The organism is Catenibacterium sp. AM22-6LB (assembly GCF_003435615.1).
GTDB classification, from domain to species: Bacteria; Bacillota_I; Bacilli_A; order Erysipelotrichales; family Coprobacillaceae; genus Catenibacterium; species Catenibacterium mitsuoka_A.
On record NZ_QTUM01000050.1, the window covers coordinates 1 to 18917 of the forward strand.

The window sequence follows — 18917 nt, forward strand, 5'->3', positions numbered from 1 at the left end:
TAAAATAAAAAACTAGAATTATTACTTGAATAACTTCTAGTTCTATAATACGAAAGAGGAGCCTCGGCACCTCCCGCAATCGCAGGCTTCATGAGTATCTGCAATGTAATCACAAAAGTAATATAACCTATATGGCACAGTAAGTCAATTGTGGATGATCTAAAATGTGCTTTTTTAGACGACTATGATTATATTTTATGGAATTTTGTGATATGTTTCCAGTTAGATGGAAATCCCATATATTCATATAGCTTGTCTAGTCTTAAATTTGAAATCTTCTTCTCGTATTGATTGAAAATATGTACCAGTTGCTTTTTGAATACTAAAAAATCAGCTTGTGGTAGTAGATAACGAAAGGTGATAACTACACAAAATAAATCATTTTTTCCACATATATATTTTGAGCCACTTTTTGGTATGTTTAATCTTTTGTGTATCAATGTGTCAGGAATATCAATGTACGTGTGATAAGAAAAAAGTCTTTCATTATGAGCACATACGTTTCTATAGAGTGTTAACACTTTTAGATATATAATCATTTCGTTTTTCTTGATATTTCCAAAATCCTGGCAGATGAGTCCTTGTATATTTTGAAGTAGAAATTCAAACATTTTGGATATCTGACCGAAAGTAAGGGCATTACAAGTTACCCACAGTGGAATGTTATGATATTTATTGCGCTGGTAAACAAGATATTTGTGATTCTTGTTTTTGTTAGATATATTATCTAGCATTTGAATTAGTTTTATAATTCCACGCATATTTTTAGGAATCATGTTGTAGTTGTTGGGATTAAGGCATTCTTCTTGACGTTCTCCATGTTTTTGACAGAAGTGGTAAGAAATAGATGAACGTAGTTTTCTTTCTATACGGCATAAATACTTGAAGAATAATTCACGTAAATCTTCATCTAATTCGTAAAGAGCAACTATATTTTCAAAACAAGTATTATTAACGTACTTTCGGGTATGAATATCAATAAATGGATGCTTGTAACCATCGATTAATCCATAGTAACTGATATTTTTTAGGGATGTTAATGCAAAATCGGTGTTTGTAATTATTAAATTTTTCTCGTTCTTTAACTTCTCAATTTGAGTGGTATATGTAATAAATGGTTTTGTCATATGCACCTCGTAAAAATATGTATTATGAGAACTGCTCTAACTTAATTTTTTGCATTAGGAGCTGGAGTAATTAAAATGACGCTTCTATACTAAATATACCTATTTAACTGGAGAATTTCTTTTGTGAAATATACTATTTTTAACTAAAAAAAAGAAAGGGGCCTCGGCACCCTCCCCCGATCGCAGGCTTCACAAGTATCTGCAATCTGATCGCAAATACAATATAACCCATATGTCGTAGAAAGTCAATTGTGGATGAAAAAAATAAAATTGTGAATGAGAAAAAAGTCCAAAAGTTTAGATGGACACAAGAATAATTTTACATTTTACGTTTCTCATGGAGGTATAAGTAAAAACTTTATATAATTAAGGTATATGATTACAATGAATAAATAATTACTATTACATGAATTACTTAATATGGTAAATAAAGACAAGTGGGCTGAAATATATAATCCAGACAATTATTTCAATATAAACACACTTGATCATGATTCTTTAGATGATTATCAAGAAGCAATAGATGATTAAGGTGATACTATGGGAAGAATATCAACACTATTTCAAACAATTAAAGATCTAAACAAAGATAGATGGGTGAGAAAATATAATCCTCACCAACGATTTTTTGTCGATGTAGATTGGTATAATACTGAAGAAGACTATTTAAATGCATTACGTGATGATTGGAAATCTGAAGCAGATCCATTTGATGAATGTGATCATTATGTTGATGTATCTAAATATGATAATTTTGAAGACTATGAAAAAGCAGTTAATATATGTTTAGAACACCTTGAATGGATTGAAGAAGTATTTAAATATGGTGACTTTGATATTGATCCACAAAACTATAAAAATGAAGAAGCATATCTAGGTGCTCTAACAAAGAGAATAAAAGAAAAGTATGACCCAGAAAATGAATTTTACTGTATTGATCCTCTAGATTATGATTCACCTTATGAGTATCAATATGAAATAGATGAAAGAATACATTGGTTAGAACTATATGATCCAAATCATCAATATCCTGTTGATCCTAGTGAGTTTAGTGATGAAGAAGATTATGTAGAAGCTGTCGATGAGTGGAAGGACTATGTTGCAAGTCTTGATGCAGAATTAGATGAAGAAGCTTTAAAGTCTGATGATATGGATGAATATTGTAATAAAGCATTAAAACAAATGTCTAGAAAACGTCCAAACTATGTTGAGTATCATTTGGATAATATAGTAGAAGATTCTCAAGAGGGTAATGTATCTGAAGATGATAAAAAATCTTGGGAAGATAAACATAATTTCTATAACTCATTTAGTTCTGTGGATCCTACACAGTATGATCATGAAAAAGATTATCTCAATGATTTACGTAAACAATGGAAACAATACTATGATCCTTCTGATATGTATGATGTAGATCCAAAGGATTATGATAATGAAGAAGACTATATGGAAGCAATCAAACAATATATTAAATCCAAGTATAAGTAATATTTCTCTATGTATATTTGTTATAGTCCGACATGTAACATACGCTTACATTTATGATAAACGTAAAACATATAAATAAATTTGCATTTATCGCAATAAACTGTTGACAAATGATAATATCAGACTATTATATAAGCATACATACGAAACAGAGCGATGAACAAGATACGATTTCTAATCCGCTTCCTATAGAGAGCATCCAGCTGGTGGAAAGGATGCAGGTAATGATTATGGGATCATCCCTTGTGAGCTGTTTTCTTGAAAATAATAGTAAAGAAATCCGTAATTTCTGCGTTAAAGAAATAGCATTCATGGGATGTGAAGTGGTGATGTAAATCACAATCTAAGTGGTACCGCGGAAACAAAGGTTTTCGTCTTAGACATGTCATTCTAAGACGAAAGCCTTTTTTATAATCTGTTTTCTATGTATAAAGTAATTCTGGGGGGAATTTATTTATGAATGGTTTACTTTTACTTGGATTAGCAGCCCTTATCTTAGTAGTAGCCTATCTATGTTATGGTCGCTATTTAGTAAAAACTTGGGGTATTGATCCTAATGCAACAACACCTGCTGTTGCAAAAGAAGATGGCGTAGACTATGTACCAACTAATAAATGGACAGTTTTTGCTCATCAGTTCTCATCTATCGCTGGTGCTGGACCAGTTACTGGACCAGTTATGGCTATGATGTTTGGTTGGTTACCTGCATTCTTATGGGTAGTCATCGGTGGTGTATTCTTCGGTGCTGTACAGGACTTCGGTGCACTTTATGCTTCAGTTAAATCTGAAGGTAAGTCAATGGGTCAGATCATCGAAAAGTACATTGGTAGAACTGGTAAGAAATTATTCTTCTTATTCTGCTGGGTCTTCACATTAATCGTTATTGCTGCTTTTGCAGACATGGTTGCTGGAACATTCAATGGTTTCAGTGTTGAAGGAGCTAAGCTTGCACCTAATGCCAGTGCTGCTTCTATCTCTATTCTTTATGTATTTGTTGCTATGGCATTTGGTTTATTATTACGTAAAGTTAACCTTGAAGGTTGGCCAAAAGTAGTACTTGGAATTGTATTAATCGTTGCAATGCTTGCAGTTGGTATCAAATTCCCAGTATATGCAACTAAACAAACTTGGATCTATTTAGTATTCGTTTATATTTTCTTTGCATCTGTTACACCAATGTGGTTATTAAAAAGTCCACGTGACTACTTAACTACATTCCTATTCATCGGTATGATTGCAGCAGCGGTTGTAGGTGTATTTATGAGTAACCCAACTGTTACTGTACCAGCATTCACTGGATTCAAATCAGCTACAGGAAGTTACTTATTCCCAACACTATTCGTAACTATCGCTTGTGGTGCCGTATCTGGTTTCCATTCACTTGTATCTTCAGAAACATCTTCTAAGATGGTCAAGAATGAAAAAGATATGCTTCAGGTTGGTTATGGTTCAATGTTGTTAGAATCATTACTTGCAGTATTAGTTATCGTAATTGTTGGTTCATTACCAAACTTAAAACAGACTGGTGTCTTAGATACAGCTCTTGCTAATATGGCTTTAGCTGATACAGCTACACCTTTCACTAAGTTCTCAGCTGGTGTTACTGGCTTAGTAGCACAGCTTGGTTTACCACAGTCTTGGGGACTTTGTATCATGACTATGTTCGTTTCAGCACTTGCATTAACTTCTCTTGATGCAGTCGCTAGAATCTCACGTATGTCTTTCCAGGAATTCTTCGAAGTAGAAGAAGGAGAAACTCCATCACAGTTAGTATCTGTCTTAACTAATAAATACGTTTCAACACTTATTTCACTCTTCTTTGGTTATTTATTAAGCTTAGGCGGATATGTTAACATCTGGCCATTATTCGGTTCAGCAAACCAGTTACTTGCTGCAATGGTATTAGTATCTCTTGCTGTATTCTTAAAGGTTACTGGAAGAAAAGGTTTCATGTTATATGTACCAATGGTATTAATGTTCATCGTTACTATGACAGCTTTAGTACAGGCTATCTATGCAATTGTAATGAAGTTATTTGTAACTGGTGGATTTGTATTAATGACAGACGGTTTACAGTTAGTCGTTGCCGTATTATTAGTCGCTCTTGGACTTATGATTACTTTCCATTCAACTGGTAAGTTAGTTAATTCAAAAGCTGAATAATATATATTAAAGTCCCTATATCTAGGGGCTTTTTTTCATGTTTTGAAAAGTGAAAAATTACTCACAGAATAACTTTACACATACTCATATATTTAGAAATAATGATTATATTGATATAATCATTACACTTAGGATAAATACAAATATTAGTATTTTTCAATCATGAAAATGTGAAATAATGCCAGTTTTGTAATTGTTAAAATCATAAATAACTATAATAGTGTTACATATTAAAAGAAATTTACAAAAGGGTATTGACGAGTAAAAAAATGTTTCTTAAAATAGACTTGTGTCTAGAGAGCGGACACAGCAAACTGCCCTGAAGCATGTTCTATAACTAGTCATGTAGAGTATGCTGGTTCCTAGAACCGGGGCACTTTGTTTAAGATATTCAGACATGATTCTTAGGAATCGTGTCTTTTTTTCTTGTTGAGAAAATAGTTGTACCCCTTTTGATAAATACTATATAATACCTAAGGTTATCGAGGGAGGAAATTATGAAACGCTTACAAATGAAATACAAATGTATCCAGTTCTTATATTGGATTACTAACTGTACGATTTTTGGTTATGTAGCCATTTTCTTACAATATAAAGGCTTATCAAATACAGAAATTGGTATAGTGACTGCAATGGGAAGTATTATGATGCTTATACTTTCGGCTAATATCTCTAACTTACCAAATAAGTATGAAGCACTCACACCACATAATGTTATTTTAGGAATCTACGCTATATTATTCGCATCATTTAGTGCTCTTTACTTTATGACATTACCTAAAGTAGTCGTTATGGTACTATATATCGCATTATTATTCTTGAGTACTTGTGTTGTTCCATTCTTATCACAGTTTGCAATGGATTATGTCAAGATGGGTCATGATATTAATTTTGGACTTGCAAGAGGACTAGGTTCATTCTCTTATGCATCAAGTGCCTTTTTAATGGGTTACTTAGTCGAATGGCTAGAACCATCTGTGATCTATATCGTCTTTGTTATATCAAGTATTTTATTTATCATTAACCTATTTGTCTTACCACATTCTACTATTAAGAGTGTTTCAACAGAAAAACCAGCCAATCCATTTGGTCTTATTACTAAATATAAGAAGTTCTTCTTCTTTTTGCTAGGATTTGGTTTTGCGATTGCGGGGGCAACATCTTTATCTACTTACTTAATTAATATTGTTAAGAAGTTAGGTGGAGATTCATCATTCTATGGTATAGCCATCTTCTTTATGGCAGCCAGTGAAACACCATTTATGACAATGACATATCGCTTAAAGAAAAAATTTGGTCCTGAAAAGCTCATTGTCTTTGGCTTGATCATGTATATCTTTAGAAACTTCTTAATTGCCTTAGCACCTAACTTACTTGTATTACTTATTGGTATGGTGTTCCAGGGATGTTCATATGGCTTACTATTTGCCACTTATACATATTATTGTAATGATGTCTTATCTGAATCAGATCAGATGGCAGGTCAGACTCTTATCACAATGATGGCCAATGGTTTTGGCTTCTGTTTAGGTAATTACTTAGGTGGTGTCTTACAGGATACATTAGGACTACAAAGTATGTTGATTTTTGCGATGGCTGTCACACTTGTAGGTGCTCTTATTGGTGTATGTACATATAAGTTCATGAAGGAAGATTAGTTTCTTCCTTTTTTTGTCTTGAAAAATGAACGTTAGGGGTTACATAATGGTATTAAAATGGTATAATAACCACGTTATGAAAATGTTACCGCTTTTGGTATTTTGTAACTATTTTTAAACAATTACTATATAATAGTAATGTATATTAGTACAGAAAAGGGGATCAATGTCAACTACACACGACCTAAAGGTCATGGGCTTGTAACTGCCCAGTCGTACTAACGGTTTACACCTCCGACCTTTAACCCCAATAGATATTGCTATCTAAAGTGGCGTTACATCATAGGGTGGCTGACAGCACCCTTTGCAGCAGAGTTTACTCTGTTACAACTGTATTAGGTACTTGGCTATCTGCAAGATAGTCTATTCCCATACGATACAGATTCATAGCTCCAATGCGGTCATCATTAGATTTATAACCACATTTTTTGCAGGTAAACAGATGTATCTTCTTATTGCGGTTAGACTTTTCAACATGTCCACAGCAAGGGCAGCGCTGGCTTGTATAGCGAGGGTCTACCTTAATAACAGAAGACTGATTCTGTTTTGCCTTGTAGATTAGTTTCTGCTCAAGGTCAAAGAAAGACCATGATACAGAAACATAACGGTCTTTTGTTTTAACACGTTCTGTAGCATTACGAATGCCTGACAAATCTTCCAATACAAAGAGAGTGTGCTTTGGGTTGTTTTCAACGAGTGCCTTCGATACCTGATGGTTAATATCCTGCATCAAACGGTTATCTCGCTGACCGGTAGCTTTTAGTCTTCGTCTTGAGGATGGCGTATGTCGCATTTGAAGCTCCTTACGAAGCTTGGAATAGTTAGCACGTTTCTGTTTAATAGCTTTGCCACTAACAAATCCAGACTTATGTTTGCTGTCATAAGTTGCAAAAACAAAGTTAATACCTCTGTCAATACCTACAACGTTGCAGATGTCAGAAATATTACTTTCTTCAATCTCATAGGTAACTGGTATATGCAGATAGTATTTACCATGCTTACTTACAAGTTTGGCAGTACCAAACTTGTAAATCGTATGATCGAAATACTTAGACATTCCATCTGCAAAATAAGATAACTTCACGCGACCATTAAGTGTATTGATTGAAAAACGGTTTTGTGTTAAGGAATAATCTCTGTTCCAAACAAGGTCGTACTGAGGCTTTCTGAACGATGGTTTAATCCACTCATTCTGATTTTCAAGAATGGTCTTATATCTGGCGATAACAGTCTTCAAAACAGACTGAGCCATCTGCGATTTAAGGTTAAACTTTTCTCGTAAAGTAGAATACAAAGCTTTATTAAGTGAAAACTGCTTTAAGTCGTGAGTGCGGAATACATAGTCTGAAACATAATTACAGGCATTACGATAAACAGACATTGTTTCATCAAGCAAAACCTTATCTGTTTCAGCTACGATTATTTGAATTTTAGCTGTAATAGTCATCTGTTCCATAGATGTACTCCTTTCATAGATATTTCACTACATATTATATAATATGTATAGTGATAATCAATATTTTTGAGGTGAACTACGGATAATAGATACAATCGTCACAACAGACGAAAATACAGCCTTAAAGTACATATAATTCTAGTAACCAAATACCGTCGCCGATGATGTTAAACAAAAGATTTTCGATATAGCTAATACTCGTGGCTACGAAATTATTGCGATAGAAACTGACAAAGACCATATACATTTCTTATTAAGTTGCGATACAACAGATAGAGTTTGTGATATTTTCAAAATTGTAAAGTAGGAAACAACATACCACTTATGGCATAAGTATAGTTCGGTCTTATCAAAACAGTATTGGAAGGAAAAAGTATTTTGGTCAGATGGTTATTTTACTTGTAGCATTGGAGAAGTGTCATCAGCAACTATGTAAAAATATATTGAAAGTTAGGTCTAATAGATAACGATTTACGAGGCTCCTCCCACCGCCTAAAGGCAGTGGGTTTCCGCCTATGACAAACGAAAGGATTTATTTATGAAATTTTTACAGAAATTAGGTAAATCCCTGATGCTTCCGGTGACTATTATGCCTCTGGCTGCATTATTAAAGGGTATTGGCTATTGGATTGATCCTATCGGATGGGGTGTCAATAATCCATTTGCGGCTTTTCTTATATTATCGGGTGGTGTAGTCATAGATTATCTTCCTATCCTTTTTGCGATTGCAATCGCAATCGGTATGACGGATAAGAAGAATGCATCATTGGCTTTATCAGCAGTCACCAATTATCTTATGATTACTAAAATACTCTCTCCAGAGGGTATTTCTCTTATTTCAGGAATGCATATAAGTGAAGTCTCTATTGCCTTTGCAGAGACGGATAATGCGTTTATAGGGATTATGGTAGGTTTGATTGTCGCTTTCTGTTATAAGAAGTTCAATCATATAGAAATGCCAGGACCTTTATCCTTCTTTAGTGGTGATAGATTCATTCCTATTATCTCAGGAATGATTACACTTTTATTTGCTGGTGTTTTCATGTATGTCTGGCCGATGCTTTATGAAGCATTTATTCAGTTTGGAACATGGATGGCAGGTTTAGGACCAATCAGCGCTGGTTTATATGGATTCTTTAATAGACTTCTTATACCAACAGGATTACATCATGCCCTTAATTCTGTCTTCTGGTTTAATATTGCGGGTATTAATGATATTGGACGCTTCTGGGGTACAGTATCAGGAGGCATTAAAGGTGTTACTGGTATGTATCAGGCAGGATTCTATCCTGTCATGATGTTTGGCTTACCAGCAGGCGCACTCGCCATCTATCAATGTGCCTCACCTGATAAGAAAAAGAAAGTAGGCGCATTGATGTTTTCAGCTGCTCTTGCATCTTTTCTAACAGGTATTACAGAGCCATTAGAGTTTTCTTTTATGTTTTTAGCACCTAGTTTATATATCGCTCATGCAGCCATGACAGGAATCATGATGTTTATAGCTGCATCATTCCACTGGCTCGCTGGCTTTAGCTTCTCAGCTGGACTTATAGACTATATATTGAGTTTTAAGGCACCATTTTCTTACCAGGCAAACTATTTGATCCTTTTAGGAGTTATCTGTGGTGTGCTCTATTATATTATATTTAGAAGTATGATTCTTCATTTTAATCTCATGACACCAGGACGTATGAAAGAAGAAGTTATTACAAAACACTCATTTGATTATGATGATCTGGCTATCTGTTTTGTGGAAGCTCTTGGTGGTAGAAGTAATTGTATATCTGCAGATGCCTGTATTACACGTTTAAGAGTAGAAATAAATGACATACATTCTATTAATAAAGACAAAATATCTCAATTAGGCTATGAACATGTCACAATTGCAGGAAACCATAATGTACAGATATTAGTAGGCACCAATGCCCAGTTCATTGCGGATGCAATGAATGATATTTTGATGTAAAGGGGACTATTATGAGAATTATTAAGATCTTCAACAACAATTCCATTGCGGCTATCTCACCAGAACTAGGAGATATTATCCTAACAGGTTCAGGAATAGGATTCCAGAAGAAGGTAGGGGATAGTGTTGATTCCACTAAAATAGAAAAGACATATATGTTTAAAGAAGACCCTCATAAAAGATTAGAGAGAGATGATGATATTTCTCCTGATTGTTATGAGATTACTGATAAGATTGTCTCTCGAGCAATTAAGAAGCTTAAATCACGCTATTATGGGGAAATATTCCTCACTATGACAGATCATATCTCCTTTGCCTTAAAACGTAAGCAGGAGAATATTAGAATCCCTTATGTCGTACTTGGGGATGTAAGTATTCTTTATAAGAATGAATATGAAATAGGTTTATGGGCATTAAGCTATATTAAGAAGAAAACAGGTATTACATTAGATCTAGAAGAAGCTAACTATATAGCCTTGCATTTAGTGAACTTCTCAATGGACAATAATACCCATAATGCGACTAAGATATTAAGCTTTGTGACTGATATTATCGGTATTATTGAAAATAGTATGAAGGTGACTATTTCTCCTCAGTCACTCAGTTATGCAAGACTCTCTACGCATTTAAAATACTTAGCTGAACGTATCTTTACAGGGCAGGAAATAAACCTTAAAGATACAACAGAAGACATCAGACAACTATTAAAAGAGAACTTAAGACTCTCAATGTGTATCAACCGTATTGTGAAACATATTAAAGAGAAATATAAATATGATTTATCACCGGATGAACAGACATTTTTATGTATACACATTAAACGTGTCATGCAGTAATACTATAAAAAGATGCATGTTGACTTTGATTTTAGCGTAAACTATAATGAATATGAAAGAAGGAACAACCAGTAAGCGGTTGCCCTTGGATTTGTATGTTTGAAATAATTACCTCAAACTTTTGCCGAGAGCGAGGTAGTTATTTTTTTGCGTTCTTATCAATGATAATAAGAAGCATTTTGACAACAAGTGTTAGTAAAGAAACGATCAATGTTAAGAATGCTAACATAATCATGATTACTTCATACATTGTCATTGTGCATCACCTCCGTTCGCAACTGAAGAGAAGCTTTCGAAGGGTTGCGTACCTTCGTCATGACGACCAAGGATAACCACCTACCGTATACGGATGTTCCATGCCTGTATTATATCATAGAAATCTATAAGGCGGGATAAGTTATCAATTATCACAATTTCATAATAAAATATTAGTTATTGGTATGATTAAATTATCAATTTCATGTTCTGCTGACTTCAAATGCTTAAAAATATCATAAAATAAGATATGAAAACGCTTGCGTAATATAAAAGATACTGTTATACTGATTGAGTCAATGTGGATTGTTACTCTAAGCAGGCAAGACCAAATAAAGATTATGACATACATTTTTTTGTCATACTTTATTTGGTCTTTATTTTTTGTAAAAATCCATGTTTGAATACTCATTTCATCAACTAGGAGCATGAAATGAGACAAGATATAAAAGAAAGGAGAACATGATGAAAGGAAAGAAAGTCATTACTTATGCAGTAAGTTTTCTTGTTGCATTAGGCTGTGTATCAGCTTTTCCAGTGACTGTAAAAGCTGATACAGGGTATGAAGTCTATCCTAATCCACATTCTATGAATTATAGTGATGGGGATTATGAAATGACAAGTCAGGTCAATGTTGTCTATGAAGATGGTATTGATGAAGACACAAAAGCAAGACTGAATGAAGTTCTTGCATTAAAAGGCATGAATGCAAGTGTTTCTAGTGAAAAGAAAGCTGGAAAGACAAACATTCTTGTTGGTGTGAAGGGTTCTAAACAATATGTAGATTCACAGTTTGGAACAACTTCAGCAGGTTTATTTGATAAACTTGATTCTTATGCTTTGAAGTCTGATAAAGGCACTATTTCTATCTTAGGTAAAGATACAGATGCTGCTTTTTATGGACTTACAAGCTTATATCACATTTTTAAACAGGTAGAGGGGAAAACAATTAGAAACTTCTCTATCGAAGACTATGCGGATGTTGCAAGCCGTGGATTTATTGAAGGTTATTATGGTAATCCATGGTCAACAGAAGATCGTTGTAAATTGATGGAATGGGGAGGCTATTATAAGCTTAACTCTTATTTCTATGCTCCTAAAGATGATCCAAAGCATAACGCTAAGTGGCGTGACCTTTATACAGAAGAAGAAATCAATACAAAGATCAAACCACTTGCTGAGGCTGGAAACAAGTCTAAATGCCGTTTCGTATTTGCCTTACATCCTTATATGAATCACGCTATTCGTTATAACTCTGAAGCAAACTATCAGGCTGACTTAAAGGTTATGCAGGCTAAGTTTAAACAGGTTATTGATGCTGGTGTTCGTCAGATTGCAATTCTTGCAGACGATGCTGGTAACGTAGGTGGTGCTAATTATACAAGAACATTGACAGATATGTCTAACTGGCTTAAAGAATTACAGCCTTCTTACCCTGGCTTAAAGCTTACATTACCATTCTGTACTCAGGAATATATGGGATGGGGTCAGTCTTACTATCGTGACTTCCCTGAAAACGTACAGATTATTATGACTGGTGGACGTGTATGGGGTGAAGTAACTAATAACTTTACTTCTTCATTCACTGATACTGCAGGTCGTGGTCCTTATATGTGGATTAACTGGCCATGTACTGATAACTCTAAGAAACACTTAATCATGGGTGGTTATACAACATTCCTTCATCCAGGTGTTGATCCTTCTAAGATACAGGGTATTGTATTAAACCCAATGCAGCAGTCTGAACCAAGTAAAGTCGCAATATTTGGTAATGCATGTTATTCATGGAATATCTGGAAAACTGAAGAAGAAGCAAATAAGTGCTATAATGCATCATTCAAATATGTAGATCATAATGGTTATGAAGAAACAGCAGCTTCAACTGCTTTAAGAGAATTATCTAAACATATGATCAACCAGAACATGGATAGCAGAGTGACTCGTTTAGAGGAATCTGTTGAATTAAAAGAAAAACTTAATGCATTCAAGACTAAAGTAACTAAAGGTGAAAAGATCACTGATGAAGAATTTAATGACATCATCGATGAATTCACAGTATTACAGAATGCATCTAAAGTATATCGTGAAAGCGGTAATGAAAGAATCAAGTCTCAGATTGTTTACTGGTTAAACTGCTGGGATGATACAACAAATGCTGCTTTAAACTATATTAAAGGTATTAAAGCTGCACAGAATGAAGAAGATAATTCTTCTATCTGGGACTATTATGCAAGTGCACAGGCTGCTTTTGAAAAGAGCAAGTCTTATGGTTTCCACTACGTAGACCATTTAGAATATGCTGAAGTAGGTGTGCAGCATATCGTACCATTTATTAAATCATTGGATTCTTATTTATCTGAAGTCGTATCTACGATCGTTAATCCAGATAAACAGATTGCGAAATATATCACTAATCGTGAAGATACTCCAGATGGTAAAGAAGATAACATCTTTGATGGTAATGCTTCTACAGAATTAGTTTACAAGAGCCCTAATACTATTTCTGCAGGTACTTATGTAGGTATCAAGTATTCTAAGGCAATTGATGTAAACCATGTCATCTTTAGAATGGGTGCGAACTCTAACCCTAGAGATACATTCTTAAAAGCGAAAGTACAGTATACTACTGATGGTAAGAACTGGACTGATGTAAATGAAACAATCTATGAATTACCAAACAATGTAGAATTAACAGACCTTAACCTTAAGGGTGTTAAGGGTATCCGTATGATTGCGACTGAAGATAAGAGTAATACTTGGTTAGGTGTAAGAGATATCTTAGTTAACCCAACGACTACTCCTTCTACAAGCACTGATAAGGGTACATTATCTATGACTAAGATTGGTGTAAAGGGTGGTTCATTAGATAACTTATTAGATGATAATGAATCAACATATGCGCACTTTGCTGAATCTCCATATAAAGCAGGAGAGATCAAGGACTATATTCCAGTAGATGCTGCAGTGACTCTTACATTCAATAACCCTAAGAAGTTAGGTACTATCAATTTTGTACAGGATAGTGGTACTGATAAGATCACTAGATTTGCATTAGAATACAGTGTTGATGGGACTAACTGGAAGACATTAAAAGAATATGCTGGTAATGATACAGTTCATTTAAATGTAGAAGATCATGATATTACAGCTAAGGCAATTCGTGTAAGAAACCTTGAATTACATCTTTCAAGTAATACAGCAGGTTATTGGTGGAAGGTAAAGACATTCAATCATACTGATGTAGTGAATGAATATGATGATAAGGCTGTTTACACAAATACAGACTATAAGTTACATTCTAAGAGTACACTAGACCAGACTGCTTTAGTGTATACAAAAGAAATGACTTTAGCACCTAAACAGTATGTAGGTGTGAAGTTATCAAGAGTTAAAGATCTAAAACAGTTAGAACTTGATTATAGTGGTGAAGTTGTATTAGAAGCTTCAGTGAATGCTCATGACTGGGTAGAAGTGAAAGACTTAAACAAGAATCTTCCAGATGCACGTTATGTACGTTTAATCAATAAGAAGAGTTCTGATGTGAAGTTAACTATTAACAAGTTTGTGGTACATTCTACAGAAATCACAGCACCATACTTATATAAGACAACTATGACTGTTAACCCTTCTTGGGGTGTTGCAGAAGATTCTAGAAACAATGGAGCTGCATTTGATGGCAACATTGATTCTACAACTGAATTTGGTGACCTTCCACAAAAGGGTCAGTATATTATCTATGACTTAGGTCAGATGAGAAATATTGATAAGATTGCCATGTATTGTCAGGATACTGCAAAGAACTATATTAGAGATGGTATTATCAGTGTTTCTAGTGATTTAGAAAACTGGACAGATGTTGTGACAATTGGTGATGGTGTTGAAAATATTGGAGATAAAGATGTTCAGTGTATCGATTCTGATGCAGGATATAAAGCATCTAGTACATATCCAAACAAAGTATATGTATCAGGTACTGCAGAACATGTACCAGCACGTTACTTAAGAATCCTATTTACAGCATCTAACAATTCTAGAGCTGTTGTATTCAACGAAATCATGATTAATGATGGAGAATATGCACCTGAAGATAATGACCCTACATTTGATTCTAATGTCAAAGAAGCAAAAGGCTATAAACCTCAGTATATGATTGATGGTGACCTTTTAACAGCTTATAAACCAGGATCAAATAAAGCAGGTTATATCACTTATACTCTTTCTGATAAGCTTGATGTAAAGAAATTCAATATTATCCAGAAGGGTGAAATCAGCAATGCAAAGGTATATGCACTTATTGACAAAGAAGTAACAACTAGAAATGTACCTGAAGAAGATAAAGAATGGGTACAGTTAGGTACTTTAAGAAAATCTTTAAATGAATTCTATATCCCTCGTGGTAATGTATATAAGTTAAAGTTTGAATGGGAAGAAAACCATATTCCTACTATTTCTGAAATTATTACATTAACTGATGAAGAATATAAGAGTGAATGTGCTAAGGACTTAAAGAACTACATTGACTCTTTACATGTAGATGAAGATAAGTACACTGCAACAAGTTATAAAGCATATAGTACAGCAAGAACTAAAGCATTAGAAGTATATAACACTCAGATGGGTGAAAAGGATGCCTTAGAAACTGCAAAAGCTGACCTTAAAGCCTCATATGATGCTTTAGTAGTACGTGGTGATTTAAAAGCTCTCGATCAAGAAATTAAAGATATTGAAAAGCTTTCTAGAGATGACTATACAGAAGAAAGCTATAACGCATTAGAAAAAGTATTAGTAGAAGCAAAGAAACTAGTGACTAATAAAGATGCGACTGTAGATGAAGTCAATACAATGATTGAATCATTACGTCAGGCTAAAGCAGGACTTGTCACAAAAGCATCTATTATGAGTAAACAGGAACTTAGAAACTATATTGATTCTAATAACCTAAAAAATTTAGATACTTCTATTTACTTAACTTCTACAGTAGAACCATTTAATGAAGCATTAAAGAATGCAGAAGTCATCTTAAATAAAGAAGATGCAACTGTTACTGAAGTAGAAGATGCTTATAAGGCATTACAGGATGCAAGAAAGAACTTAGTTCTTAAAGCAACTGATACAGAAATAAAAGCATTAGAAAATAGAATGGCTTCTTATAAAGAAGAAGACTATACAGCATCTAGCTGGAAAGACTTTGAACTTGTATTAAATGAAATCAAAGAAGAATTAAAGGCTGAACATACAAGTGCTGAAATTGAAGCTTTAACTCATAAGTTAGAAGAAGCTTCTAACAAACTTGTATCTCGTGGTCATACAGCTGAACTTGATCTATTACTTGATCGGGGTAAGAAGACTGATAGTAAGTTATATACAGAAAAGAGCTATAAGAACTTATTAGACGTCATTGAAGCAACTGAGAAAGCATTAGAAAATAAGAATGAATTAACTCAGGAAGAAGTAGATGCATTAACTGAAGACTTAAGAAAGGCTATGGAAGCATTAGAAAAGTTACCAGTTATTACACCAAGTATTCCTGAAGAAAAACCTACTACTCCTTCTAAACCAGAAGAAACAACTAAACCAGAAGTAAAACCAAGTACTAAACCAGCAACTGGTGATACTACTATGGTAGGAGTATTCGCATTCTTCTCAATGATCTCATTGTTAGGTTATGTATTATTAAAGAAGAAAGAAGCTTAATATTTTAGGAAGAACCTCATTGGAGGTTCTTCTTTTTACGTGTGTCAAAACACAACATATATATATATTACAAGAAATGCAAACTTGTAACAAATAACAAATTTACTTGGTGAAATTGTTGCATATAATAAGGTGATGTGCTATACTAGTGATTGTCAACCACGTTTTTATATATTTTTTGTAAAATATGTATATTTTCGTGCTGGTTTATGAATGGGAGATATAAAGGATGAAAAAGAAATTGGGGTTCATGACTGATCATCTTTTTATTATCGGTGTTCAGATAGTATTAAGCATCATACTTATGATTAGTATCATATTTGTAAAAGTTTTACCTATGCGTTATTTGATAGTGATAGGTTCTTTCTTGGCAGTACTTGCACTACTTGTCTATTTAGTCGCAAAACCAGGACCTATTGTATCTAGAAAGGTACAGAAAAGACCTCTTGCAGGTAAGATCATTTCCGTCATTATTAGTATATTCTTAATTATAGGATGTATTTTTATCCAGTCTGGTAAAGCAGCCTATAATAAAGTAACTAGCGAATATGATTATGTAACATATTCACTAGTAGTTAGAAAGAATAGTAAATACAAAAAGATGAATGATCTCTTAAAGAAGACAGTAGGATATAACCCTAATGGAACTAAAATAAATGAAGCATTGAACCGTTTAAGTAAGAAAGTTACTAACTATGGTGTGAGTGAGTTATATGGTGTAGAAGCGATTGTAGATGCATTATATGATAAAAAGGTAGATGCAATACTTATTAATGAAGGTTCTAGAGATCTAGTTACAGACTATAAAAAGAACTTTGATAAAGATACAAGAGTCATCTGGACAACAAAGTTTAAATCATACAATAAGATTAAAGAAGAAAAGACATTGGATGTATTAAAGGATCCTTTCTGTGTATATATTTCTGGTATTGATTCACGTGGCAGTGTACAGGAAGTATCACGTAGTGACGTAAATATCTTAATGACTATTAATGTACCTGAACATAAAGTATTATTGACTAGTATTCCTAGAGATGCTTATGTCACTTTAGCAGATGCTTCTCAGAAAGATAAACTAACACATTCTGGTTTAACAGGTACACAAAATACAGTTAAAACAGTAGAAAACTTCTTGGATGTAGATATTAGTTATTATGCAAGAGTTAACTTTGAATCATTAGTAGAAGTAGTAGATGCCTTAGGTGGTGTTGATGTTTATTCAGATAAAGACTTATCTGTATGGAATGGAGAACCTATTAAAGAAGGATGGAACCATATGAATGGTCAAATGGCTTTAGCCTTCTCTAGAGAAAGACATGCTTATACTACTGGTGATCGTCATAGAGCACAGAACCAGCAGGCAGTTTTACAGGCTATTATTAGAAAGATGGCATCTCCAGCAATCATTACTCATTATACTGATATCTTAAAATCTATTGAAGGTACATTTGTAACTGATATGCCGATGAATGAAATGGCTAGAATTGCGAATGATCAGTTAAATACTAATGCTTCATGGTCATTCCAGTCTTCTATGGTAGCAGGTAATGGTCTTATGATGAAGGGTGGATATTATATGCCTGATACAAGACTTTATTACCTTATTCCTGATGAAAATAGTGTAGAAAAGAATAAACAGTATATTAAGAAAATGTTGAAGGGTGAAGAATTCACTGTAGAGTAAGCAGACGAAAGTCTGCTTTTTCTTTTTTCTCATTCAGAAGCTTCAAACAGATGTATATATTGACTTTAGTTTGATTGTAAATTATAATGGAGACGAAAAGAGGAACAGCCAGTAAGCGGTTGTCCTTGGATTTGTTTTTAGTAAATGACTACCTCAAACTTTACCAGGGAGCGAGGTAGTTGTTTTTTTGCGTTCTCATCAATGATAATAAGAAGTAATCTAACAACAAGACTAAATAAAGATATGATCAGTGTTAAACAAGTCAACATAATCATGATTATTTCATACGTTGTCATTAGGCATCACCTCTGTTTTCAACTTTAAAAGAAGAATTACGAAGGGTTGCGTCCCTTCGTCGTAACGACCAAGGATAACCACCTACCGTATACGGCTGTTCCATTTATGATTCATATCACAGAAATCTATAGCCAAGAATAAGTTGTTAATTATTACAGTTCTGAAATAAACATTAATATATTGGCATGATATTGATATGAGAAATTCTCAGATTAATCCTAAAAAGATGTATATATGTCAACCGAAATTGATAATGTCTCAAAAATAATCAAACATTAGCACCACAGCGGTGC

The 18917-nt window shown here is 33.8% G+C and carries 11 protein-coding genes, 1 pseudogene and 1 other annotated feature; of the genes and pseudogenes, 8 read left to right on the top strand and 4 right to left on the bottom strand.

The features are described 5' to 3' along the window. Nucleotides 1-188 precede the first annotated feature (188 nt). On the bottom strand, nucleotides 189-1127 hold the full coding sequence (locus DW269_RS09790; protein ID WP_117459584.1) for an Abi family protein: 939 nt from the start codon (nucleotides 1125-1127) through the stop codon (nucleotides 189-191). A 540-nt stretch (nucleotides 1128-1667) separates the two neighbouring features. On the opposite strand from DW269_RS09790, the gene DW269_RS09795 reads away from it, so the two are divergent. The 3 genes from DW269_RS09795 (at nucleotide 1668) to DW269_RS09805 (ending at nucleotide 6436) form a co-directional block, all read left to right on the top strand. Further along, nucleotides 1668-2615 (top strand): hypothetical protein, encoded by a 948-nt coding sequence (locus tag DW269_RS09795; RefSeq protein ID WP_117459585.1) that lies wholly within the window; start codon nucleotides 1668-1670, stop codon nucleotides 2613-2615. Between the two features lie 147 nt (nucleotides 2616-2762). After that, nucleotides 2763-2997: a binding site (T-box leader), on the top strand. A 74-nt stretch (nucleotides 2998-3071) separates the two neighbouring features. Beyond that, the gene (locus tag DW269_RS09800) at nucleotides 3072-4778 is read left to right on the top strand and encodes a carbon starvation protein A (RefSeq protein WP_117459586.1); all 1707 of its coding nucleotides are present in this window, start codon (nucleotides 3072-3074) and stop codon (nucleotides 4776-4778) included. Between the two features lie 497 nt (nucleotides 4779-5275). Beyond that, on the top strand, nucleotides 5276-6436 hold the full coding sequence (locus DW269_RS09805) for an MFS transporter (protein WP_117459587.1): 1161 nt from the start codon (nucleotides 5276-5278) through the stop codon (nucleotides 6434-6436). Nucleotides 6437-6752: 316 nt separating this feature from the next. On the opposite strand, the gene DW269_RS09810 is transcribed toward DW269_RS09805, so the two are convergent. Continuing rightward, a complete protein-coding gene (locus DW269_RS09810; RefSeq protein ID WP_117459588.1) occupies nucleotides 6753-7892 on the bottom strand; it encodes an RNA-guided endonuclease TnpB family protein in 1140 nt (379 codons plus the stop codon). A gap of 211 nt (nucleotides 7893-8103) precedes the next feature. Between DW269_RS09810 and tnpA the strand changes: the two are divergent. The 3 genes and pseudogenes from tnpA (at nucleotide 8104) to DW269_RS09825 (ending at nucleotide 10694) form a co-directional block, all read left to right on the top strand. After that, a pseudogene (gene tnpA / locus DW269_RS09815) lies at nucleotides 8104-8328 on the top strand (IS200/IS605 family transposase). A gap of 102 nt (nucleotides 8329-8430) precedes the next feature. After that, nucleotides 8431-9858, top strand: a complete 1428-nt coding sequence (locus DW269_RS09820; RefSeq protein WP_117459589.1) for a PTS transporter subunit EIIC — start codon at nucleotides 8431-8433, stop codon at nucleotides 9856-9858. Between the two features lie 11 nt (nucleotides 9859-9869). Continuing rightward, complete coding sequence (locus tag DW269_RS09825) at nucleotides 9870-10694, top strand: PRD domain-containing protein (protein WP_117459590.1); 825 nt, start codon at nucleotides 9870-9872, stop codon at nucleotides 10692-10694. Between the two features lie 139 nt (nucleotides 10695-10833). On the opposite strand, the gene DW269_RS13025 is transcribed toward DW269_RS09825, so the two are convergent. Then, nucleotides 10834-10950 (bottom strand): putative holin-like toxin, encoded by a 117-nt coding sequence (locus DW269_RS13025; protein WP_230310201.1) that lies wholly within the window; start codon nucleotides 10948-10950, stop codon nucleotides 10834-10836. Nucleotides 10951-11414: 464 nt separating this feature from the next. On the opposite strand from DW269_RS13025, the gene DW269_RS09830 reads away from it, so the two are divergent. Together DW269_RS09830 and DW269_RS09835 are read left to right on the top strand one after the other, a co-directional pair. After that, nucleotides 11415-16643 (top strand): beta-N-acetylglucosaminidase domain-containing protein, encoded by a 5229-nt coding sequence (locus tag DW269_RS09830; protein ID WP_233502486.1) that lies wholly within the window; start codon nucleotides 11415-11417, stop codon nucleotides 16641-16643. Between the two features lie 229 nt (nucleotides 16644-16872). After that, nucleotides 16873-18327, top strand: coding sequence for an LCP family protein (locus tag DW269_RS09835; protein WP_117459592.1), 1455 nt, complete (start codon nucleotides 16873-16875; stop codon nucleotides 18325-18327). 137 nt (nucleotides 18328-18464) lie between these two features. On the opposite strand, the gene DW269_RS13030 is transcribed toward DW269_RS09835, so the two are convergent. After that, complete coding sequence (locus tag DW269_RS13030) at nucleotides 18465-18623, bottom strand: putative holin-like toxin (protein ID WP_255413858.1); 159 nt, start codon at nucleotides 18621-18623, stop codon at nucleotides 18465-18467. Nucleotides 18624-18917: the final 294 nt, after the last annotated feature.

Bases quoted from the DNA above. Each gene is read 5' to 3' on its own strand.
- DW269_RS09820 (WP_117459589.1), top strand. From the start codon at position 8,431: ATGAAATTTTTACAGAAATTAGGTAAATCCCTGATGCTTCCGGTGACT.
- DW269_RS09790 (WP_117459584.1), bottom strand. From the start codon at position 1,127: ATGACAAAACCATTTATTACATATACCACTCAAATTGAGAAGTTAAAG.
- DW269_RS09800 (WP_117459586.1), top strand. From the start codon at position 3,072: ATGAATGGTTTACTTTTACTTGGATTAGCAGCCCTTATCTTAGTAGTA.
- DW269_RS13025 (WP_230310201.1), bottom strand. From the start codon at position 10,950: ATGACAATGTATGAAGTAATCATGATTATGTTAGCATTCTTAACATTG.
- DW269_RS09835 (WP_117459592.1), top strand. From the start codon at position 16,873: ATGAAAAAGAAATTGGGGTTCATGACTGATCATCTTTTTATTATCGGT.
- DW269_RS09830 (WP_233502486.1), top strand. From the start codon at position 11,415: ATGAAAGGAAAGAAAGTCATTACTTATGCAGTAAGTTTTCTTGTTGCA.
- DW269_RS09805 (WP_117459587.1), top strand. From the start codon at position 5,276: ATGAAACGCTTACAAATGAAATACAAATGTATCCAGTTCTTATATTGG.
- DW269_RS13030 (WP_255413858.1), bottom strand. From the start codon at position 18,623: ATGACAACGTATGAAATAATCATGATTATGTTGACTTGTTTAACACTG.
- DW269_RS09795 (WP_117459585.1), top strand. From the start codon at position 1,668: ATGGGAAGAATATCAACACTATTTCAAACAATTAAAGATCTAAACAAA.
- DW269_RS09825 (WP_117459590.1), top strand. From the start codon at position 9,870: ATGAGAATTATTAAGATCTTCAACAACAATTCCATTGCGGCTATCTCA.
- DW269_RS09810 (WP_117459588.1), bottom strand. From the start codon at position 7,892: ATGGAACAGATGACTATTACAGCTAAAATTCAAATAATCGTAGCTGAA.